The 19,878-nt window shown below is 45.1% G+C and carries 28 protein-coding genes; all 28 read left to right on the top strand.

The genetic code is table 11. The annotated features are described in order from the left end of the window. Window positions 1–75 precede the first annotated feature (75 nt). On the top strand, window positions 76–3,690 hold the full coding sequence (gene rpoC, locus NSQ20_RS28255) for a DNA-directed RNA polymerase subunit beta' (RefSeq protein ID WP_036607173.1): 3,615 nt from the start codon (window positions 76–78) through the stop codon (window positions 3,688–3,690). A gap of 204 nt (window positions 3,691–3,894) precedes the next feature. Next, window positions 3,895–4,146 (top strand): ribosomal L7Ae/L30e/S12e/Gadd45 family protein, encoded by a 252-nt coding sequence (locus NSQ20_RS28250; RefSeq protein ID WP_036607175.1) that lies wholly within the window; start codon window positions 3,895–3,897, stop codon window positions 4,144–4,146. A gap of 150 nt (window positions 4,147–4,296) precedes the next feature. Further along, entirely contained in the window at window positions 4,297–4,719 is a 423-nt protein-coding gene (gene rpsL, locus NSQ20_RS28245) for a 30S ribosomal protein S12 (RefSeq protein ID WP_017692070.1), read from the top strand. A gap of 87 nt (window positions 4,720–4,806) precedes the next feature. After that, window positions 4,807–5,277, top strand: coding sequence for a 30S ribosomal protein S7 (gene rpsG, locus NSQ20_RS28240; protein WP_017692071.1), 471 nt, complete (start codon window positions 4,807–4,809; stop codon window positions 5,275–5,277). 49 nt (window positions 5,278–5,326) lie between these two features. Then, window positions 5,327–7,405: an elongation factor G gene (gene fusA / locus NSQ20_RS28235; RefSeq protein WP_036607177.1), complete on the top strand. Its 2,079-nt coding sequence runs from the start codon at window positions 5,327–5,329 to the stop codon at window positions 7,403–7,405. Window positions 7,406–7,500: 95 nt separating this feature from the next. Then, window positions 7,501–8,691, top strand: a complete 1,191-nt coding sequence (gene tuf, locus NSQ20_RS28230; protein WP_017692073.1) for an elongation factor Tu — start codon at window positions 7,501–7,503, stop codon at window positions 8,689–8,691. A 436-nt stretch (window positions 8,692–9,127) separates the two neighbouring features. Next, window positions 9,128–9,436: a 30S ribosomal protein S10 gene (gene rpsJ, locus NSQ20_RS28225; RefSeq protein WP_017692074.1), complete on the top strand. Its 309-nt coding sequence runs from the start codon at window positions 9,128–9,130 to the stop codon at window positions 9,434–9,436. A gap of 46 nt (window positions 9,437–9,482) precedes the next feature. Beyond that, the gene (rplC, locus tag NSQ20_RS28220) at window positions 9,483–10,106 is read left to right on the top strand and encodes a 50S ribosomal protein L3 (protein WP_017692075.1); all 624 of its coding nucleotides are present in this window, start codon (window positions 9,483–9,485) and stop codon (window positions 10,104–10,106) included. Between the two features lie 25 nt (window positions 10,107–10,131). Next, window positions 10,132–10,755 carry a 50S ribosomal protein L4 gene (gene rplD / locus NSQ20_RS28215; RefSeq protein WP_017692076.1) on the top strand — a complete coding sequence of 208 codons (624 nt, stop codon included), beginning with the start codon at window positions 10,132–10,134 and terminating at the stop codon, window positions 10,753–10,755. Further along, complete coding sequence (gene rplW / locus NSQ20_RS28210; RefSeq protein ID WP_017692077.1) at window positions 10,755–11,045, top strand: 50S ribosomal protein L23; 291 nt, start codon at window positions 10,755–10,757, stop codon at window positions 11,043–11,045. The genes rplD and rplW overlap by 1 nt, the downstream gene beginning before the upstream one ends. 30 nt (window positions 11,046–11,075) lie before the next feature. Then, window positions 11,076–11,906 (top strand): 50S ribosomal protein L2, encoded by an 831-nt coding sequence (rplB, locus tag NSQ20_RS28205; RefSeq protein WP_017692078.1) that lies wholly within the window; start codon window positions 11,076–11,078, stop codon window positions 11,904–11,906. A gap of 71 nt (window positions 11,907–11,977) precedes the next feature. Continuing rightward, entirely contained in the window at window positions 11,978–12,256 is a 279-nt protein-coding gene (gene rpsS / locus NSQ20_RS28200; protein ID WP_017692079.1) for a 30S ribosomal protein S19, read from the top strand. Window positions 12,257–12,291: 35 nt separating this feature from the next. Then, window positions 12,292–12,624: a 50S ribosomal protein L22 gene (rplV, locus tag NSQ20_RS28195; RefSeq protein WP_036607180.1), complete on the top strand. Its 333-nt coding sequence runs from the start codon at window positions 12,292–12,294 to the stop codon at window positions 12,622–12,624. A gap of 15 nt (window positions 12,625–12,639) precedes the next feature. Further along, window positions 12,640–13,305, top strand: coding sequence for a 30S ribosomal protein S3 (rpsC, locus tag NSQ20_RS28190; RefSeq protein WP_036607182.1), 666 nt, complete (start codon window positions 12,640–12,642; stop codon window positions 13,303–13,305). Window positions 13,306–13,307: 2 nt separating this feature from the next. Continuing rightward, window positions 13,308–13,742, top strand: a complete 435-nt coding sequence (gene rplP, locus NSQ20_RS28185; RefSeq protein WP_017692082.1) for a 50S ribosomal protein L16 — start codon at window positions 13,308–13,310, stop codon at window positions 13,740–13,742. Further along, on the top strand, window positions 13,732–13,929 hold the full coding sequence (gene rpmC, locus NSQ20_RS28180) for a 50S ribosomal protein L29 (RefSeq protein WP_017692083.1): 198 nt from the start codon (window positions 13,732–13,734) through the stop codon (window positions 13,927–13,929). The genes rplP and rpmC overlap by 11 nt, the downstream gene beginning before the upstream one ends. A 48-nt stretch (window positions 13,930–13,977) precedes the next feature. Further along, the gene (rpsQ, locus tag NSQ20_RS28175) at window positions 13,978–14,244 is read left to right on the top strand and encodes a 30S ribosomal protein S17 (RefSeq protein WP_017692084.1); all 267 of its coding nucleotides are present in this window, start codon (window positions 13,978–13,980) and stop codon (window positions 14,242–14,244) included. A 35-nt stretch (window positions 14,245–14,279) separates the two neighbouring features. After that, a complete protein-coding gene (gene rplN / locus NSQ20_RS28170) occupies window positions 14,280–14,648 on the top strand; it encodes a 50S ribosomal protein L14 (RefSeq protein WP_340031255.1) in 369 nt (122 codons plus the stop codon). Between the two features lie 39 nt (window positions 14,649–14,687). Next, a complete protein-coding gene (gene rplX / locus NSQ20_RS28165) occupies window positions 14,688–15,041 on the top strand; it encodes a 50S ribosomal protein L24 (RefSeq protein ID WP_017692086.1) in 354 nt (117 codons plus the stop codon). A 32-nt stretch (window positions 15,042–15,073) separates the two neighbouring features. After that, window positions 15,074–15,616, top strand: coding sequence for a 50S ribosomal protein L5 (rplE, locus tag NSQ20_RS28160; protein WP_017692087.1), 543 nt, complete (start codon window positions 15,074–15,076; stop codon window positions 15,614–15,616). Between the two features lie 73 nt (window positions 15,617–15,689). Beyond that, window positions 15,690–15,875 (top strand): type Z 30S ribosomal protein S14, encoded by a 186-nt coding sequence (locus NSQ20_RS28155; RefSeq protein WP_013312154.1) that lies wholly within the window; start codon window positions 15,690–15,692, stop codon window positions 15,873–15,875. A gap of 32 nt (window positions 15,876–15,907) precedes the next feature. Beyond that, complete coding sequence (gene rpsH / locus NSQ20_RS28150; protein ID WP_017692088.1) at window positions 15,908–16,306, top strand: 30S ribosomal protein S8; 399 nt, start codon at window positions 15,908–15,910, stop codon at window positions 16,304–16,306. A gap of 30 nt (window positions 16,307–16,336) precedes the next feature. Further along, entirely contained in the window at window positions 16,337–16,879 is a 543-nt protein-coding gene (gene rplF, locus NSQ20_RS28145) for a 50S ribosomal protein L6 (RefSeq protein WP_017692089.1), read from the top strand. A gap of 117 nt (window positions 16,880–16,996) precedes the next feature. After that, on the top strand, window positions 16,997–17,365 hold the full coding sequence (gene rplR, locus NSQ20_RS28140; RefSeq protein WP_017692090.1) for a 50S ribosomal protein L18: 369 nt from the start codon (window positions 16,997–16,999) through the stop codon (window positions 17,363–17,365). Between the two features lie 27 nt (window positions 17,366–17,392). Further along, entirely contained in the window at window positions 17,393–17,890 is a 498-nt protein-coding gene (gene rpsE, locus NSQ20_RS28135) for a 30S ribosomal protein S5 (RefSeq protein WP_017692091.1), read from the top strand. A gap of 13 nt (window positions 17,891–17,903) precedes the next feature. Next, window positions 17,904–18,089, top strand: coding sequence for a 50S ribosomal protein L30 (rpmD, locus tag NSQ20_RS28130; protein WP_017692092.1), 186 nt, complete (start codon window positions 17,904–17,906; stop codon window positions 18,087–18,089). 43 nt (window positions 18,090–18,132) lie between these two features. Next, window positions 18,133–18,573, top strand: a complete 441-nt coding sequence (gene rplO, locus NSQ20_RS28125) for a 50S ribosomal protein L15 (protein WP_017692093.1) — start codon at window positions 18,133–18,135, stop codon at window positions 18,571–18,573. After that, entirely contained in the window at window positions 18,573–19,871 is a 1,299-nt protein-coding gene (gene secY, locus NSQ20_RS28120) for a preprotein translocase subunit SecY (protein ID WP_017692094.1), read from the top strand. Before rplO ends, secY begins: the two co-directional genes overlap by 1 nt. The last annotated feature ends 7 nt before the right edge of the window (window positions 19,872–19,878 follow it).

Raw genomic sequence — 19,878 nt, 5'->3', positions numbered from 1 at the left:
GCTCACGTCTTGCTCCGGCTTCGGCCGGAGTGGGCGTAACCTAGATTACAGGAATTGGTTAAGGAGGGTTGCTCCTTGTTGGACGTCAACAATTTCGAATACATGAAGATCGGGCTTGCTTCCCCAGAGAAAATTCGTTCTTGGTCCCGCGGAGAAGTGAAAAAACCGGAAACGATCAACTATCGTACGTTGAAACCGGAAAAAGAAGGGCTGTTCTGCGAAAAGATTTTTGGCCCTACAAAAGACTGGGAATGTCATTGCGGTAAATACAAACGCGTCCGTTATAAAGGCGTTGTCTGTGATCGTTGTGGCGTTGAAGTAACACGTGCGAAAGTACGCCGCGAACGGATGGGCCACATTGAGCTCGCTGCTCCGGTATCGCATATCTGGTACTTCAAAGGTATTCCGAGCCGTATGGGTCTTGCTCTGGATATGTCTCCAAGATCTCTTGAAGAGATTATTTATTTTGCATCATATGTTGTAACTGATCCAGGAGAAACTCCACTGGAGAAAAAACAGCTGTTGTCCGAGAAAGAATACCGCAGCTACCGTGAAAAATACGGTTATGGTTTCCATGCTGGCATGGGCGCAGAAGCGGTTAAAAAATTACTTCAAGACCTTGACATAGACAAAGAGCTCGAGTTCCTGAAAGAAGAGCTCCGGACTGCGCAAGGACAACGTCGTAATCGTGCAATCAAACGTCTGGAAGTTATCGAAGCATTCCGCAACTCCGGCAACAAGCCAGAGTGGATGATCATGGATGTACTTCCTGTTATCCCGCCGGAACTTCGTCCAATGGTACAGTTGGATGGTGGACGTTTTGCAACGTCTGACCTGAATGACTTGTACCGCCGTGTAATCAACCGGAACAACCGTCTGAAACGTCTGCTTGATCTGGGCGCGCCAGATATTATCGTGCAAAATGAAAAACGGATGTTGCAGGAAGCTGTTGACGCATTGATCGATAATGGTCGTCGTGGCCGCCCGGTAACGGGTCCTGGTAACCGTCCATTGAAATCTCTCAGCCACATGCTGAAAGGTAAACAAGGACGTTTCCGTCAAAACTTGCTCGGTAAACGGGTTGACTATTCTGGTCGTTCCGTTATCGTTGTTGGACCTTACCTGAAAATGTATCAGTGTGGTTTGCCGAAAGATATGGCACTTGAATTGTTCAAGCCTTTTGTTATGAAAGAGCTTGTAAATAAAGGGCTTGCCCACAACATCAAGAGCGCAAAACGTAAAGTTGAGCGTGTAAGTCCTGAAGTATGGGATGTTCTTGAAGAAGTAATCAAGGAGCATCCGGTTCTGTTGAACCGTGCCCCTACGCTTCACAGACTCGGTATTCAAGCATTTGAACCGATTCTCGTTGAAGGTAAAGCAATTCGTCTTCACCCGCTCGTATGTACGGCATACAATGCCGACTTTGACGGTGACCAAATGGCCGTGCACGTTCCCTTGTCCGCTGAAGCTCAAGCGGAAGCACGTATCCTGATGCTTGCATCGGGTAACATTTTGAACCCTAAAGACGGTAAACCGGTTGTTACTCCTTCCCAGGATATGGTGCTTGGTTCTTACTACCTCACTATGGATAACAAGGAAGAAAAGGGCACAGGTATGATCTTGCGTACAGTTAACGAAGCTGTATCGGCATACCAACGTGGTACTGCTGGTCTGCATGCGCGTGTAGCTATTCCGGTTAAGGCGCTTGGTAAAACAAGCTTCACGGAAGAACAACAAGAAGGAATGTTGCTGACAACTGTCGGTAAAATTATCTTCAATGAAATTTTCCCGGCAAGCTTCCCGTATATCAATGATGCGACTCGTGCTAACCTGTACCAAGGTACTGCAGATCACTCATTTGTATATGAAAAAGGTGCTGATCTCAGAGAAGCTATTATGAATGCTCCTCTGGCTGGCGGTGTCGGTAAAGAATACCTCGGCTCCATCATTGCACGTTGTTTTGAAATTTATCACACAACGGAAACAGCCGTTATTTTGGATAAAATCAAACAACTTGGTTTCACATACTCTACACGTGCCGGTATTACGGTTGCGGTATCTGATGTTATCGTTCCTCCTGAGAAGTTTGAAATTCTTAGACAATCTGAGGAAAAAGCACAAATCGTTACGAATCAGTACCGTCGTGGTCTGATTACGAATGAGGAGCGCTATGACCGTATCATTGATATCTGGTCAAAATCCAAAGATGACATCACTGAGATTCTGATGAAGTCCATGGATCGTTACAACTCGATCATGATGATGGTAGACTCCAAAGCACGGGGTAACAAATCGCAAATCACCCAATTGGGCGGTATGCGTGGTCTGATGGCCAACCCATCTGGTCGAATTATCGAACTCCCAATCAAATCGAACTTCCGTGAAGGTCTGACGGTACTCGAGTACTTTATCTCCACTCACGGAGCGCGTAAAGGTTTGGCGGATACAGCCCTGCGTACAGCCGATTCAGGTTACCTGACTCGTCGTCTCGTAGACGTAGCCCAAGACGTAATCGTGCGTGATGATGATTGTGGTACAGATAAAGGCTTTACGGTAAGTCGTATCCAGGATGGTAAAGAGGTTATCGAAGATCTCTACGACCGTATTGAAGGCAGATACTGCTTCGAGACACTTCGTCATCCGGAAACGAAAGAAATCATTGTAGGTCGCAATGAATTGATTGACTCCGATAAAGCAGAAGCGATTATCAAAGCAGGTATTACTAAATTGCAAATCCGCTCCGTCCTCAGCTGCCGTGCAAGTCATGGTGTCTGCAAGAAGTGTTATGGTCGCAACCTCGCGACTGGTAAACACGTGGAGATCGGTGAAGCAGTTGGTATTATCGCAGCACAGTCCATTGGTGAGCCAGGAACACAGCTTACAATGCGTACGTTCCATACCGGTGGTGTAGCCGGAGACGATATTACGCAAGGTTTGCCACGTATCCAGGAGTTGTTCGAAGCTCGTAATCCTAAGGGTCAAGCAACGATCAGTGAAATCGATGGTGTGGTTAAAGAGATTCGCGAAGCGAAAGATCGTCGTGAAATCGAAATTCAAGGTGAAGCGGAATCCAAAGTATACGCCGTTACCTACGGTTCCCGTGTGCGCGTAAGCGAAGGCGCGGAAGTTGAAGCGGGTGACGAGTTGACAGACGGTTCCATTGATCCAAAAGAGATGTTACGGATTAAAGGTATACGTGGTGTACAAAACTACATTCTGCAGGAAGTACAACGCGTATATCGTAACCAAGGCGTAGAAATTAACGATAAGCACGTTGAAGTTATGATCCGTCAAATGCTGCGTAAAATCCGTATCGTAGATGCAGGAGATACAACGCTGTTGCCAGGATCGTTCGTGGATATGCATGAGTACGAAAGAGCTAACAAAATTGCGATTCTTAGTGATAAAGAGCCGGCGGTTGCTAAACCAATCCTGCTCGGTATTACGAAAGCATCCCTGGAAACAGACTCCTTCCTCTCGGCGGCTTCGTTCCAAGAAACTACACGTGTATTGACAGATGCAGCGATCAAAGGTAAAGTCGATCAGTTGCTCGGTCTGAAGGAAAATGTAATCATCGGTAAATTGATTCCTGCAGGTACAGGTATGCACCGTTACCGCAGCATCAAATTTGCTGAGCCAGAAGATGGCCAATCTTCAGTAGAAGAACTTGAGCCAGTTTCGGTTGATTAAATATATTTCTCCTCATTAGAGGAGAGTGAAAGTTTTGTGCGTCAGGAGACGGACGTTTGTATGATACAGGCGGACGAATCCTGATGTACGTAAACTTTTAAAAAATGTTTTAGGATTAGCATTGACAATGCTTGCGCTAGATGCTAATATATCAAAGGTGCGTGGGCAGCTGATTGTACATGGTTCTATTCGGAGGAATACACAATGTCTAATGAAAAAGCCTTGCAAGATGCTCATGTCAAAATAGGTACCAAACAGACCATGCGGATGGTGCAGACAGGTATGGCTTCTGAAGTCTATGTCGCAGAAGATAGTGATCCGCAGCTTACTTCCAAAATCATTGCTTTGTGTGAACAACACAATGTAAAATGCACGAAAGTGGATACAATGAAAAATCTCGGCAAGGCTTGCGGGATTGGAGTAGGAGCAGCTATGGCTGCTGTCGTAAAATCATAGGGTAAGGAACGTTTTTGTCCGAGAACTTTTAAGGATTCTCCAAGGCAAAAACTTTTCATTTGTCTTTTTATGAACCGCCTGGGTCTGTGGACTTAGTGCAAAGAGGTTTATAAAGAAACATGAATATTTGAGGAAGGGGGTGGCAATCACATGCCAACTATTAACCAACTGGTTCGTAAAGGACGTCAAGCAAAAGTTGAGAAGTCAAAATCTCCAGCTTTGCAAAAAGGATTCAACGCTTTGAAACGTGAATCTACTAACATCAGTGCCCCACAAAAACGTGGTGTCTGCACTCGTGTAGGTACAATGACTCCACGTAAACCAAACTCTGCACTTCGTAAGTATGCCCGTGTTCGTTTGACGAACCGTCTCGAGGTTACTGCTTATATCCCGGGAATCGGACATAACCTTCAAGAGCACAGTGTGGTATTGATCCGCGGAGGTAAAGTTAAAGACCTTGCAGGAGTTCGTTATCACATCGTTCGTGGAGCTCTCGATACTGCTGGTGTAAACAACCGTATGCAAGCTCGTTCGAAATACGGCGCTAAGCGTCCAAAAGCTAAAAAAGCCTAAACTATTATAGGCAGATAGCCTGAAAGCCTTCTGGTCTAAGTCTGGAAGGTACAGGATCTGCTGAACAAGAAAGAAAGGGGGATATCCATGCCACGCAAAGGTCCAGTTACGAAAAGAGACGTTCTGCCTGATCCGTTATATAACAGCAAGTTGGTTACTCGTTTAATCAACCGCATCATGATCGGCGGAAAACGCGGTGTTGCTCAAAGCATTCTGTATAATGCGTTCAAGTTGATTCAAGAACGTACGGGTAATGACCCTATGGAAGTATTTGAAGCAGCAATCAAGAACATCATGCCAGTCCTGGAAGTTAAAGCTCGCCGTGTCGGCGGTGCCAACTACCAAGTACCAATCGAGGTGAAACCAGAGAGACGTACTGCTCTGGGATTACGTTGGCTCGTGAACTACTCCCGCAACCGCGGTGAGAAAACAATGGAAGAGCGTTTGGCGGCTGAGATCATCGACGCTTCCAACAACACAGGCGCTTCCGTTAAAAAACGTGAAGATACGCACAAAATGGCTGAAGCGAACAAAGCGTTTGCTCACTACCGTTGGTAGGATTCAGTTCACAATAAAAAAACTTCAATTTTGAAGGGAGACCCATTTCATGGCTAGAGAGTTCTCCTTAAAAAATACACGTAATATCGGGATCATGGCTCATATTGATGCGGGTAAAACCACGACAACTGAGCGGATCCTGTTTTACACAGGACGTACGCACAAAATCGGTGAAGTACACGAAGGCGCTGCGACAATGGACTGGATGGAACAGGAACAGGAGCGCGGAATTACGATTACTTCCGCTGCAACTACCGCTGCTTGGAAAGGCCACCGCGTTAATATTATTGATACCCCGGGACACGTTGACTTCACTGTTGAAGTTGAACGTTCCCTTCGTGTATTGGACGGAGCAGTTGGTGTATTCAGTGCGAAAGAAGGCGTTGAGCCTCAGTCCGAAACCGTATGGAGACAGGCTGACAAGTACGGCGTACCTCGTATCGCATATGTAAACAAAATGGATATCATCGGTGCTGACTTCCTGAACGTTGTATCTGACATGCGTGATCGCCTTCAAGCGAACGCTGTTGCGATTCAACTTCCAATCGGCGCTGAAAATGATTTCAAAGGTATCATCGATATCGTTGCACAAAGAGCTCATATGTACAAAGATGACCTTGGTCAAGATATCGAAGAAACCGACATTCCTGCAGAGTTTGCAGATCAAGTTGAAGAACTTCGCAACGAGTTGATTGAGCGCGTTGCTGAACTGGATGAAGATTTGACAATGAAATACCTGGAAGGCGAAGAGATCACAATTGATGAGATCAAAACCGTACTCCGTAAAGGTGTTGTAGATGTTAAGATCTTCCCAGTTATCTGTGGATCCTCATATCGTAACAAAGGTGTTCAGCTGATGTTGGATGCTGTTATCGACTACTTGCCAGCTCCAACAGATGTTGCATCGATCACGGGACATCTTGAAGATGGAACTGAAGCAATTCGTAAGTCATCCGATGAAGAGCCATTCTCCGCATTGGCATTCAAAATTATGACTGACCCTTACGTTGGTAAATTGACATTCTTCCGCGTATACTCTGGTGTTCTTCAATCCGGATCATATGTATTGAATGCCACTAAAAACAAACGTGAGCGTATCGGTCGTATCCTTCAAATGCATGCGAACAGCCGTCAAGAAATCACTGTAGTTTACTCCGGTGATATTGCAGCTGCCGTAGGTTTGAAAGATACAGGTACAGGTGATACACTATGTGATGAGAAAAATCCGGTTATCCTGGAGTCAATGAACTTCCCTGATCCGGTTATCGAAATCGCTGTTGAACCTAAAACCAAAGCTGACCAGGATAAACTGGGTGTTGCTCTCGGTAAGTTGACTGAAGAGGATCCAACTCTTCGTGCTCATACTGACGAAGAAACAGGCCAAACGATCTTGGCAGGTATGGGTGAGCTTCACCTTGATATCATCATCGACCGTATGCGTCGTGAGTTCAAGGTTGAAACTACTGTGGGTAAACCACAAGTAGCTTACCGTGAAACATTCCGTGCTCCAGCGCGCGTTGAAGGTAAATTCGTACGTCAATCCGGTGGTCGTGGTCAATACGGTCACGTATGGGTTGAATTCGAACCTCTCGAGCCGGGTACAGGCAGCCAGTTCGAAAGTAAGGTTGTCGGTGGTTCCGTACCAAGAGAATACATTCAACCTGCACTGTCAGGGATTGAAGAGCAAATGAAAAACGGCGTTATTGCAGGCTTCCCGCTTGTTGACGTTAAGGCTACAATCGTAGACGGATCTTACCATGATGTCGATTCCAATGAGATGGCATTTAAAATTGCCGGATCTATGGCGCTTAAAGCGGCTAAAGACAAGTGTAAACCAGTTCTGCTTGAGCCTATCATGAAAGTAGAAGTAACTGTTCCAGAAGAGTACATGGGTGACGTAATGGGTATGTTGAACTCCCGTCGTGGCCGCATCGAAGGTATGGATTCCCGTAGTGGAGCTCAAATCATCCGTGCTAAGGTACCTCTGTCTGAAATGTTTGGTTACTCTACAACTCTTCGTTCCGGTACTCAAGGACGCGGCGTATTCTCCATGGAACTCTCTCACTATGAAGAAGTTCCTAAGAGCATCGCTGAAGAAATCGTTGCCAAAACAAAAGGCACCGAGTAGTTTTCTCACACTGGATGCAAGTGCATAAGAATTAAATTCGGAGCACTTCATTCAGTGAAAACATAAAATTATAATTTTAAGGAGGCCACGTTCAAATGGCAAAGGCTAAATACGAACGTAATAAACCCCACGTTAACATCGGTACTATTGGTCACGTCGATCACGGTAAAACAACTCTGACTGCTGCAATCACAACTGTATTGTCCAAAACTTACGGTGGTGCTGCAATTGCATTCGACCAAATCGACAAAGCTCCAGAAGAGCGCGAACGCGGTATCACAATCTCCACATCACACGTTGAGTACGAAACTGACACTCGTCACTACGCTCACGTTGACTGCCCAGGTCACGCCGACTATGTTAAAAACATGATCACTGGCGCGGCTCAAATGGATGGAGCTATCTTGGTAGTATCCGCAGCAGACGGCCCAATGCCACAAACTCGTGAGCACATCTTGCTCTCCCGTCAAGTAGGCGTACCTTACATTGTTGTGTTCTTGAACAAATGTGACATGGTTGAAGACGAAGAGTTGTTGGAATTGGTTGAGATGGAAGTTCGCGACCTTCTTAACGAATATGAGTTCCCAGGTGACGATACTCCAATCACTCGTGGATCCGCTCGTGAAGCTCTGGCAAACCCAGATGGCGAATGGGCTCAAAAAATCGTTGAGATGTTCAAAGAGATCGACACTTACATCCCACTGCCTGAGCGTCAAACTGACAAGCCTTTCTTGATGCCTGTCGAGGACGTATTCTCCATCACTGGTCGTGGTACTGTTGCTACTGGCCGTGTAGAGCGTGGTACTGTTAAAGTCGGCGAAGAGATCGAAATCGTTGGTATCACTGAAGAAACTAAAAAATCCGTTGTAACAGGCGTTGAGATGTTCCGTAAATTGTTGGATTCCGCTCAAGCGGGTGACAACATCGGTGCATTGTTGCGTGGTGTTGACCGTACTCAAATCGAGCGTGGTCAAGTACTTGCAAAACCAGGTTCTGTTAAGCCACACACAGAATTCACAGCTCAAATCTACGTTCTGACTAAAGAAGAGGGCGGACGTCACAAACCATTCTTCACTGGTTACCGTCCACAGTTCTACTTCCGTACAACTGACGTAACAGGCATCATCAACTTGCCTGAAGGTACTGAAATGGTAATGCCTGGTGATAACATCACTGTTACTGTTTCCCTGATCTCCCCAATCGCGATTGAAGAAGGAACTAAATTCTCCATTCGTGAAGGCGGACGTACAGTAGGTGCCGGTTCCGTAGCATCTATCCAAAAATAATTTGGCTTAACGCTGAATAAAGCATATGTAACAGTGTACTGGAACGAGTAACATTGTATTGTAACGAAGCTTCGGAAGAGTTCTTTATCCGACATCGGATAGAGAACTCTTTTATTATGTTTAAAGTTCGGAACCTGCGTCATACGAAATGAACATCATTTACGTGTTTAGAAGGATTGGCAAGGCAGCCTGGATATTGAAGATTAACACTGCAATAAACGAAGTCATTTCATCAGAAAAGATAAGTTTAAATGTTTTTCTTAAATATGCTTGCAATACGCCTATCTTTTCTATATAATAATGAATGTTGTTCTGTGACGTTGCGATGATGTGAGAGGTTACTGGCACACCCGGCCCCTTTGCCATGGGAGAGTGGCTAGAAAATTTTCACGGAGTATGTCCGATAAAAAATTGGGCGATAGAAGGAGGGACTAAAATGGCAAAGCAAAAAATTCGTATTCGTTTGAAAGCTTACGACCACAGAATTCTTGATCAATCCGCGGAGAAAATTGTTGAAACAGCAAAACGTTCGGGTGCTGGTGTATCCGGTCCGATTCCGCTTCCTACTGAAAAACAAATCATTACTATTCTTCGTGCGGTGCACAAGTACAAGGATTCTCGGGAACAATTCGAACAACGTACACATAAACGTTTGATCGACATCGTTAACCCGACTCCACAAACTGTGGATGCCTTGATGCGCTTGGATCTGCCGTCCGGTGTAGATATCGAAATTAAATTGTAATATAAGCTACAACAAAGACCATGTATAAAGGAAAAGAGGTGTCAACATGAAAGCAATCTTAGGAAAAAAACTCGGAATGACTCAAGTATTTACTCCTGAAGGTAACGTCGTTCCAGTAACGGTTATCGAAGCAGGCCCTTGTGTTGTTTTGCAAAAGAAAGACATTGAGAACGATGGCTACGAAGCAATTCAAATCGGTTACTCCGATAAGAAAGAGAAAAATGCTAACAAGCCAGAAGCAGGTCACGCTAAAAAAGCGAACACTGCCCCTAAGCGCTACGTTCGTGAAGTTCGCGGTATCAACATCGCAGAATATGAAGTTGGCCAAGAACTGAAAGCTGACATTTTCGCTGAAGGCGAATTCGTTGACGTAACGGGTATTTCTAAAGGTAAAGGTTTTGCCGGCGTTATCAAACGTTGGGGACAAAGCACTGGACCTATGTCACACGGTTCGCGTTACCACCGTGGCCCTGGTTCAATGGGTTCGATCCAAGCTAACCGCGTTCCTAAAGGCAAACGCCTGCCAGGACACATGGGACATGATACTATTACAATCCAACGTCTTGAAGTAGTTAAAGTAGACGCTGAGCGTAACGTGTTGCTCGTGAAAGGTTCCATTCCTGGACCGAAAAACAGTCTCATTAGAGTTAAAGAAACGGTGAAAAAATAACCACTGAAGAAAGGAGGAACACAAAATGCCAAAAGTATCAGTTTACAATGTAGATGGTAGCCAAGTAGGCGAAGTTGAATTGAACGATGCGGTTTTCGGAATTGAGCCGAACCAACACGTTCTGTACGATGCAGTTCTTATGCAACGCGCTTCCCTTCGTCAAGGTACCCACAAAGTAAAAGGACGTTCTGAAGTTCGTGGCGGTGGACGTAAACCTTGGAAACAAAAAGGTACAGGTCGCGCTCGTCAAGGTTCAATTCGTTCACCACAATGGAAAGGCGGCGGTATCGTATTTGGTCCAACACCACGGAGCTATGCGTATAAACTGCCTAAGAAAGTTCGCCGCTTGGCGATCAAATCAGCCCTTTCATCCAAAGTGCTTGACAATGACATTATCGTTTTGGACGCTCTCACGTTGAGTACGCCTAAAACTAAAGAATTTGCAGCCATCTTGAGTAACCTCAAAGTGGGACGTAAAGCTTTGATCGTAGCTCCTAGCTATGATGATAATGTAGCTCTTTCCGCACGGAATATTCCAGGCGTGAAATTCGTAGCTGCTGACGGTATTAATGTTCTTGACGTGCTCTCGCACGACAAATTGATCATTACGAAAGAAGCAGTTCAGAAGGTAGAGGAGGTGCTCGCGTAATGAAGGATCCTCGTGATATTGTAAAACGTCCGATTATTACGGAACGTACTGCTGACATGATGAACGACTTGAAATATGTATTTGAAGTCGATATCCGTGCAAACAAAACCGAGATCAAAAAGGCAGTAGAAGCTATTTTCAATGTAAAAGTGAAAAACGTGAACACGCTTCGTGTTCCAGCTAAGCCGAAACGGTACGGACGTTATTCCGGATATACTAGCGAATGGAAAAAAGCGTTTGTAACGTTGACAAAAGACAGCAAAACGCTTGAGTTCTTTGAAACTGTATAATTGAATTTTTGAAGTAAGGAGGGAAACCCAGTGCCAATCAAAAAGTATAAACCAACATCCCCGGCAAGACGGAACATGTCCGTTTCTACATTTGAGGAAATCACCACAAATCAGCCGGAGAAATCGTTGTTGGCCCCGTTGAGCAAACAAGCAGGCCGCAACAACCAAGGTAAAATTACAGTTCGTCACCATGGTGGTGGACACAAACGTAAATACCGTATCATTGACTTCAAACGTACTAAAGATGGAATACCGGGCCGCGTTGCTACGATTGAGTATGACCCGAACCGTACATCCAACATCGCTCTGATTCACTATGCTGATGGTGAAAAGCGTTATATCATCGCTCCTAAAGGTTTGAAAGTTGGAGATCAAGTATTCTCCGGACCTGAATCAGACATCAAAATCGGTAACGCACTGCCACTCGAAAACATTCCAGTAGGTACCGTTATCCACAACATCGAGTTGAAACCAGGTAAAGGCGGACAATTGGTTCGTGCTGCTGGTACAGAAGCTCAATTGCTTGGTAAAGAAGAAAAATACGTTTCCGTTCGTCTCTCTTCCGGAGAAGTTCGTCGTATTTTGAAAGTTTGCCGCGCGACAATCGGATCTGTAGGTAACCAAGACCACGAGCTCATCAAAATCGGTAAAGCCGGTCGTAGCCGTTGGTTGGGTAAACGTCCTGAGGTTCGTGGTGTAGTAATGAACCCTAACGATCACCCACACGGTGGTGGTGAAGGTCGTGCTCCAATCGGACGTAAATCGCCAATGTCACCATGGGGTAAACCTACACTTGGTTACAAAACGCGTAAGAAAAATAAAGCTTCTGATAAATACATCATTCGCCGCCGCACGAAGTAATACACACTGTGCATAACTTCGTGAGGCATCTGCGGATGCATAATAGCTATGTTTGAAGGGAGGATCTCCACATGGGTCGCAGTTTGAAAAAAGGGCCATTCATTGATGGCTACATGCTTAAAAAGGTAGAAGAGATGGAAGCTTCAGGTAAGAAGAATGTGATCAAAACCTGGTCCCGTCGTTCTACAATTTTCCCGCAATTCATCGGACACACATTTGGCGTTTACGATGGTCGTAAACACGTGCCAGTGTATGTAACTGAGGACATGGTCGGACACAAACTGGGTGAGTTCGCTCCAACCCGTACGTACAAAGGCCATACTGCTGATGATAAGAAAACAAGAAGATAAATGAATATCTTTAATGTTTGAAAGGAGGTTACACAATGGAAGCAAAAGCACATGCTAAGTTTATCCGGATTGCTCCTCGTAAAGCTCAACTCGTTGTTGACTTGATTCGTGGCAAGCAAGTAGGTGAGGCGGTTGCCATTCTCCGTCACACTCCGAAATCTGCTTCTCCAATCGTTGAGAAGTTGCTTAACTCCGCTATTGCGAATGCGGAACATAACTATTCTTTGGATGTTAACAAATTGGTTATCTCGCAAGCTTACGTGAACCAAGGACCGACAATGAAACGTTTCCGCCCTCGTGCAATGGGACGTGCAAGTCGTATTAACAAACGTACTAGCCACATTACTTTGGTGGTATCTGAGAAGTAGAAGGAGGGGAAATGTGTGGGCCAAAAGGTAAATCCAGTCGGACTCCGTGTCGGAATTATCCGTGACTGGGAATCTAAGTGGTATGCAGGCAAAGACTTCGGTGATCTTTTGATGGAAGACGTGAGAATTCGTGAATTCCTGAAAAATAAATTGAAAGACTCCGCTTTATCTCGTGTAGAAATTGAGAGAGCGGCTAACCGCGTAAACGTAACGATTCACACTGCTAAACCAGGTATGGTTATTGGTAAGGGTGGTTCGGAAGTTGAAAATCTTCGTAACCAAATTACGAAAATTGCTGGCGGTAAAAAAGTACACATCAACATTTCTGAAATTAAGAACCAAGACTTGGACGCTGTTCTTGTAGCTGAAAGCATTGCACAACAATTGGAACGTCGTGTTTCTTTCCGTCGTGCTCTGAAACAAGCAATTCAAAGAACTATGCGCTCCGGTGCTAAAGGTATCAAAACTCAAGTAGGCGGACGTCTTGGCGGTGCTGAGATCGCACGTTCTGAAGGCTACAGCGAAGGAACTGTTCCACTGCACACACTGCGTGCTGACATTGACTACGGTACAGCAGAGGCTCATACTACTTACGGACTTATCGGCGTAAAAGTATGGATCTATCGTGGAGAGGTTCTTCCTACGGCTAAGAAACAAGCTGCTAAGGAAGGAGGCAACTAATCATGTTGGTACCAAAACGCGTAAAACACCGTAAGCAACAACGTGGACATATGAAAGGCCAAGCTAAAGGCGGAACGACTCTGAACTTTGGCGAATACGGTCTGCAAGCTACGGAACCGGCTTGGATTACGAACCGTCAAATCGAAGCGGCTCGTATTGCGATGACTCGTTACATCAAACGTGGTGGTAAAGTTTGGATCAAAATTTTCCCAGACAAACCAATCACTCAAAAGCCTCTCGAGGTTCGGATGGGTAGCGGTAAAGGTAACGTAGAAAAATGGGTTGCAGTAGTGAAACCAGGTAAGATCATGTTTGAACTTGCTGGTGTACCGGAGGAAATTGCACGCGAAGCAATGCGTCTTGCCGCTCACAAACTGCCAATCAAAACGAAGTTCGTGAAACGTGAAGAATTGGGTGGTGAAGCAAATGAAAGCTAGTGAATTTCGCAACCTAACCTCTGCTGAAATCGAGCAAAAGATTGCCGGATTTAAAGAAGAACTCTTTAACCTCCGCTTTCAATTAGCTACCGGTCAGCTGGATAACCCGACTCGCATCCGTGATGTGCGGAAAGAAATAGCTCGTGCTAAAACCATTATCCGTGAGAGAGAATTGGGAATCGGTTAATTAGGGATAGGATGGACAATCCGTCCGTAATCAGGAAGGAGGCCAACAATGAGCGAAGAACGTAACGCACGTAAAGTGCAAACTGGTAAAGTGGTCAGCGATAAAATGGACAAAACGATTGTTGTTGCTGTAGAAACTTACAAAAAACACAACTTGTACCATAAACGCATTAAGGTTACTAAAAAATTCAAAGCGCATGACGAAGAAAACACTGCGAAAATCGGTGACACGGTGAAAATCATGGAGACTCGTCCGCTTTCGAAAGATAAACGCTGGAGACTTACTGAAATCGTAGAAAAAGCGGTTATCATCTAATGCATCAGCAGCATTGCTGAAAGGAGGAATACTAAATGATTCAACCATTTACACGTTTGACTGTGGCCGACAACTCCGGTGCGAAGGAACTGATGTGTATCCGCGTACTCGGCGGTACGGGACGTCGTACAGCTCAAATCGGTGATCTGATCGTTTGTTCTGTTAAACAAGCAACACCAGGCGGCGTTGTCAAAAAAGGTGATGTAGTTAGAGCGGTTGTCGTTCGTACGAAACGTTCTGTACGTCGTAAAGACGGTTCCTACATCGGTTTTGATGAAAATGCAGCGGTTGTTGTAAAAGAAGACAGAAGCCCACGTGGAACACGTATTTTCGGACCAGTTGCTCGCGAACTTCGCGATAAAGACTTCATGAAAATCGTTTCCTTGGCTCCAGAAGTTATCTAAAGCTTAATCTCGTGATGTTAGAAACAGGAGGTGTACGAAATGCCAAGAGTGAAAAAAGTTCTGGAATCCCATAACAACAAACTTCACGTTAAAAAGGAAGATACGGTTATGGTGATCAGCGGTAAAGACAAAGGTAAAAAAGGCCGTGTCATCGCTGCTTATCCTCGTGAGAACCGCGTCCTTGTGGAAGGTGTTAACATGGTGAAAAAACACCAGAAGCCTAACCAGCAAAATCCGCAAGGCGGCATTATCGAGAAGGAAGCTCCGATTCACGTTTCCAACGTAATGCACATCGATCCGAAGAGCGGAAAAGTAACCCGTGTAGGTTACAAAGTTTTGGATAACGGTAAGAAAGTGCGCGTTGCTAAACGTTCCGGAGAAATTATCGACTAATTGAACCGAATGAGAAAGGAGGGCTATGATTCATGGCATCAAGAATGAAAGAACGTTACCTGCAAGAAATCGCTCCTGCTTTGATGCAGAAGTTTAACTATACAACGGTAATGCAAGTGCCGAAAATCGAGAAAATCGTTATCAACATGGGTGTGGGCGACGCTGTCCAAAACTCTAAAGTGTTGGATTCTGCAGTAAACGATTTGCAACTGATCGCGGGTCAAAAACCTGTAATCACTCGTGCTAAAAAATCTATCGCAGGTTTCAAACTGCGTGAGAATATGCCTATCGGTGCGAAAGTTACATTACGCGGTGAGCGTATGTACTTCTTCCTAGATAAGCTGCTCAACGTAACGCTTCCTCGTGTCCGCGACTTCCGCGGTGTATCGAGTAATGCTTTCGATGGACGTGGTAACTATACACTGGGTCTGAAAGAGCAATTGATCTTCCCGGAGATCGAATACGATAAAGTTGATAAAGTCCGCGGTATGGATATTGTCATTGTAACAACGGCGAAAACAGACGAAGAGTCCCGTGAATTGCTTACGCAAATGGGAATGCCTTTCGTTAAGTAATGTTGGCATAACGTTTCCGGGTGTCTGGAAAGACTCCCTTTTCTCCGAAATTATTTAGGAGGTGTCAGGCTAAGTGGCAAAAACTTCGATGAAAGTTAAACAACAACGTACACCTAAGTTTAAAGTACGTGCATATACACGCTGTGAGCGTTGCGGACGTCCACATTCGGTCCTGCAAAAGTTCAAAATTTGCAGAATTTGTTTCCGTGAATTAGCTTATAAAGGCCAGATCCCTGGCGTGAAAAAAGCAAGCTGGTAAAAAGTCCTGAACGGGAAGGAGGTTAACTCACAATGACTATGTCTGATCCAATTGCAGATATGCTTACTCGTATTCGTAACGCGAACACTGTTCGTCACGAAACGGTAGAAATGCCTGCTTCAACAATGAAAAAACAAATCGCCGATATCCTGAAGCGTGAAGGTTTCATCCGTGACGCTGAAGTTATCGATGATAACAAACAAGGGATTATCCGTGTTTTCCTGAAATACGGTCAAAATAACGAGCGCGTTATCACTGGTCTGAAAAGAATCAGTAAACCTGGTCTTCGTGTTTACACGAAAAGCAACGAAGTACCTCGTGTACTTGGTGGCCTGGGAATCGCGATCATCTCGACATCTAAAGGTATCATGACGGACAAAGAAGCTCGTCAATCGAAATCCGGCGGAGAAGTCGTTTGCTACGTTTGGTAATATAACGTCACAAGATAGGAGGTGCAACATATGTCTCGTATTGGTCGCAAACCAATCACAGTACCAAGTGGTGTAGACATCACCCTGGACAACACCGTTATTACGGTAAAAGGACCTAAAGGAACTTTGACTCGTGAGCTTCATAAAGACATGAAGGTTACAGTTGAAAATAACGAAATCACAGTTGTGCGTCCTTCCGATAACAAAACTCACCGTTCTTTGCACGGCACAACGCGTAGCGTTGTAAACAATATGGTGAGCGGCGTTACTGAAGGATTCGCGAAATCTCTGGAATTGGTTGGGGTCGGATATCGTGCAAGCAAATCCGGAGATAAAATCGTTCTGAACGTTGGTTACTCTCACCCGGTTGAAATTACACCGGAAGCGGGAATCGAATTCGAAGTACCTTCGAATACAAAAATCATCGTTCGCGGAATTGACAAAGAGCGTGTAGGTGCTTACGCTGCTAAAATCCGTTCCGTACGTGAACCTGAGCCGTACAAAGGTAAAGGTATTAAATATGAAGGCGAGCGTATCATCCGTAAGGAAGGTAAAGCCGGTAAGAAGAAATAAGATTTCTCTTACCGCCTTTGCGCGGCTTTCGGCTTGCTTGCTTCGTGTGTTTCTAATATACCCCGTGGCTTCTGCTTTGAAGCCAGCGAGGTAACCTGAAAGGAGTGAATCTTTGAGATGATTACGAAACCAGATAAAAATAAGGCTCGTCTGAAAAGACACCTTCGTGTTCGTAAGAAAATCCAAGGAACGGCAGCACGTCCTCGTTTGAACGTATTCCGTTCTGGTAAACATATGTATGCTCAAATCATCGATGATGTTGCTGGTGTAACAATCGCTTCCGCGTCTACCGTAGACAAAGAATTGAGCACTGACATCAAAAATGGTGCATCTGTTGAATCAGCTCGTAAAGTTGGCGAACTCGTTGCTAAACGTGCGAAAGACAAAGGTGTTTCCAACATCGTATTTGACCGTAGCGGTTATCTGTACCATGGTCGTATCGCAGCATTGGCTGAAGCGGCTCGTGAAGCAGGACTTGAGTTTTAAGATATTTTTCAAAAGGAGGTTAACGACTTGCGTGTAGATCCGAATACTTTGGAACTGACTGAAAGAGTTGTAAATATTAATCGCGTAGCTAAAGTAGTAAAAGGCGGACGCCGTTTCAGCTTTAGCGCACTGGTTGTAGTCGGCGACGGCAACGGCTGGGTTGGAGCTGGTATCGGTAAAGCGGGCGAAGTACCTGATGCAATTCGCAAAGGTATTGAAGACGCTAAGAAAAACCTTGTACACGTTCCACTCGTAGGAACATCGATTCCTCACTTGGTAACAGGTAAGTTCGGCGCAGGACGCGTGCTGTTGAAACCAGCATCTGAAGGTACTGGTGTTATCGCTGGTGGTCCTGTACGTGCGGTTCTCGAACTTGCTGGTGTAGGTGACATTTTGACAAAATCTCTGGGTTCTTCGAATTCCATGAACATGGTCAATGCGACTTTGGAAGGTTTGTCCCGTTTGAAGCGTGCTGAAGACGTGGCTAAACTGCGCGGAAAATCCGTCGAAGAGCTTCTGGGTTAAGGAGGGAATTCTCATGGCTAAATTAGAAATTACCCTCGTCCGCAGCTTGATCGGACGTCCGGAGACGCAAAGAACAACTGTGAAAACATTGGGTTTGCGCAAAATCAATAGCAAAGTGGTACAAAACGATAATCCTGCCATCCGTGGTATGATTAACAAAGTAAGCCACTTGGTTGCTGTTAAAGAAGTAGAAGCTTAATATCGGGTTAATCCCACAAATCTTTAAGGAGGTGCAACGAACGATGAAGTTACATGAGCTTTCACCATCTCCTGGATCCCGCAAAGAACGTAAACGTCTTGGTCGCGGTCCAAGTAGTGGTACAGGTAAAACATCAGGTCGCGGTCACAAAGGACAAAATTCTCGTTCTGGCGGTGGAGTACGTCCAGGCTTCGAAGGTGGACAAAATCCATTGTATCGTCGCTTGCCAAAACGTGGTTTTGTAAACCCAACTCGCAAAGAATATGCAGTTGTGAATACTGAAGACCTGAACAGTTTTGCTGCGGGTACTGAAGTAACTCCAGAATTCTTGATGACGAACGGCGTAGTTAAAAACGCTAAATCCGGAATCAAAATCCTGGGTAACGGTGATGTCACTGTGAAGCTGACTGTTAAAGCTAACAAGTTTTCTCAATCTGCTATTGAGAAAATTGAAGCTGCCGGCGGTACAACCGAGGTGATTTAATGTTCAAGACCCTAAAGAATATCTGGCGGGTTGAAGATCTGCGCAAAAGGGTATTATTTACCCTTTTTGTACTGATCATTTACCGCATCGGCTCCTTTGTTCCCGTACCGGGAGTTAACAAAGACGTGTTCGAAGCGACAAATTCTGCGGGTAAAGAAGTTTTTGGACTTCTCAATACGTTCTCGGGTGGAGCGCTCTTCCAGTTCTCGATATTTGCGCTCGGGATCGTGCCTTACATCACTGCGTCTATCATAGTACAGTTGCTTTCCATGGACGTTATTCCTAAATTAGCGGAGTGGGCAAAGCAAGGTGAACAAGGTAAGAAGAAATCTGCACAATTGACCCGTTATTTAACGATTGGCCTGGCATTGATTCAAGCGTTTGGTACGTCGATCGGATTCAACCGCTTGTACAATACAGACATGATTCCTAACGCTACATTTGCAGATTATATCTTGATCGCGATTGTACTTACGGCCGGTACTTCATTCCTGATGTGGCTTGGTGAGCAGATCACCGAGAAGGGCATAGGAAACGGGATTTCGATCTTGATCTTTGCGGGTATCCTATCTACGGTGCCTAACATTATCAAACAAACGATCGAATCCGACTTCATTCAACCTGACCAACTGTTTATGAATATTCTTAAAGGTGTTATCATCGCAATTGTTATTGTGTTGATCATCATAGGGGTCATTTACATTCAGCAGGCGATTCGGAAAATTCCGGTACAGTACGCTAAACGTGTCGTAGGTAACAAAATGTACGGTGGACAGAATACACATATCCCGCTGAAAATTAATGCAGCAGGTGTTATCCCTGTCATCTTCGCATCATCGTTGTTGATGTTCCCGACGATCATCGCCAACTTCTGGGCAGATCGCCTTTGGGCACAGTGGATCGGACAGAACCTGACTACACACAAACCTCTGGGTATGTTGTTGTATGTCGTGATGATCTTCGGTTTCACATTCTTCTATACTTTCGTACAGATGAATCCACAGCAGATGGCTGATAATATGAAAAAGAACGGCGGTTACATCCCAGGCATTCGCCCGGGTAAAGCAACCGAGAAATATCTGACCCGTGTCATGACTCGTTTGACAATGGCCGGTGCCATGTTCTTGGCAGTCATTTCCGTTCTGCCTGTAATCTTGGGGGCACTGTCTGGTTTGCCTCAATCTGCGCAAATTGGAGGAACATCCCTCCTGATCGTTATCGGTGTTGCGCTGGATACGATGAAGCAAATCGAAAGCCAATTGATCAAACGCCACTACAAAGGTTTTATCAATAAATAGGCAATAG

Source organism: Paenibacillus sp. FSL K6-1122 (genome assembly GCF_037977015.1).
Taxonomy (GTDB): domain Bacteria; phylum Bacillota; class Bacilli; order Paenibacillales; family Paenibacillaceae; genus Paenibacillus; species Paenibacillus amylolyticus.
This window is presented reverse-complemented; position numbering and strand designations above follow the sequence as displayed.

What these genes read in the sequence shown, in the direction of transcription:
- rpmD (WP_017692092.1), top strand. Translation starts at nt 17,904, where the DNA reads ATGGCTAAATTAGAAATTACCCTCGTCCGCAGCTTGATCGGACGTCCG.
- rpsJ (WP_017692074.1), top strand. Translation starts at nt 9,128, where the DNA reads ATGGCAAAGCAAAAAATTCGTATTCGTTTGAAAGCTTACGACCACAGA.
- rpsQ (WP_017692084.1), top strand. Translation starts at nt 13,978, where the DNA reads ATGAGCGAAGAACGTAACGCACGTAAAGTGCAAACTGGTAAAGTGGTC.
- rpmC (WP_017692083.1), top strand. Translation starts at nt 13,732, where the DNA reads ATGAAAGCTAGTGAATTTCGCAACCTAACCTCTGCTGAAATCGAGCAA.
- rplF (WP_017692089.1), top strand. Translation starts at nt 16,337, where the DNA reads ATGTCTCGTATTGGTCGCAAACCAATCACAGTACCAAGTGGTGTAGAC.
- rplR (WP_017692090.1), top strand. Translation starts at nt 16,997, where the DNA reads ATGATTACGAAACCAGATAAAAATAAGGCTCGTCTGAAAAGACACCTT.
- NSQ20_RS28250 (WP_036607175.1), top strand. Translation starts at nt 3,895, where the DNA reads ATGTCTAATGAAAAAGCCTTGCAAGATGCTCATGTCAAAATAGGTACC.
- rplD (WP_017692076.1), top strand. Translation starts at nt 10,132, where the DNA reads ATGCCAAAAGTATCAGTTTACAATGTAGATGGTAGCCAAGTAGGCGAA.
- rpsG (WP_017692071.1), top strand. Translation starts at nt 4,807, where the DNA reads ATGCCACGCAAAGGTCCAGTTACGAAAAGAGACGTTCTGCCTGATCCG.
- rplW (WP_017692077.1), top strand. Translation starts at nt 10,755, where the DNA reads ATGAAGGATCCTCGTGATATTGTAAAACGTCCGATTATTACGGAACGT.
- tuf (WP_017692073.1), top strand. Translation starts at nt 7,501, where the DNA reads ATGGCAAAGGCTAAATACGAACGTAATAAACCCCACGTTAACATCGGT.
- rpsS (WP_017692079.1), top strand. Translation starts at nt 11,978, where the DNA reads ATGGGTCGCAGTTTGAAAAAAGGGCCATTCATTGATGGCTACATGCTT.
- rplO (WP_017692093.1), top strand. Translation starts at nt 18,133, where the DNA reads ATGAAGTTACATGAGCTTTCACCATCTCCTGGATCCCGCAAAGAACGT.
- secY (WP_017692094.1), top strand. Translation starts at nt 18,573, where the DNA reads ATGTTCAAGACCCTAAAGAATATCTGGCGGGTTGAAGATCTGCGCAAA.
- rpsH (WP_017692088.1), top strand. Translation starts at nt 15,908, where the DNA reads ATGACTATGTCTGATCCAATTGCAGATATGCTTACTCGTATTCGTAAC.
- rplX (WP_017692086.1), top strand. Translation starts at nt 14,688, where the DNA reads ATGCCAAGAGTGAAAAAAGTTCTGGAATCCCATAACAACAAACTTCAC.
- fusA (WP_036607177.1), top strand. Translation starts at nt 5,327, where the DNA reads ATGGCTAGAGAGTTCTCCTTAAAAAATACACGTAATATCGGGATCATG.
- rplE (WP_017692087.1), top strand. Translation starts at nt 15,074, where the DNA reads ATGGCATCAAGAATGAAAGAACGTTACCTGCAAGAAATCGCTCCTGCT.
- rplV (WP_036607180.1), top strand. Translation starts at nt 12,292, where the DNA reads ATGGAAGCAAAAGCACATGCTAAGTTTATCCGGATTGCTCCTCGTAAA.
- rplC (WP_017692075.1), top strand. Translation starts at nt 9,483, where the DNA reads ATGAAAGCAATCTTAGGAAAAAAACTCGGAATGACTCAAGTATTTACT.
- rplN (WP_340031255.1), top strand. Translation starts at nt 14,280, where the DNA reads ATGATTCAACCATTTACACGTTTGACTGTGGCCGACAACTCCGGTGCG.
- rplP (WP_017692082.1), top strand. Translation starts at nt 13,308, where the DNA reads ATGTTGGTACCAAAACGCGTAAAACACCGTAAGCAACAACGTGGACAT.
- rpsL (WP_017692070.1), top strand. Translation starts at nt 4,297, where the DNA reads ATGCCAACTATTAACCAACTGGTTCGTAAAGGACGTCAAGCAAAAGTT.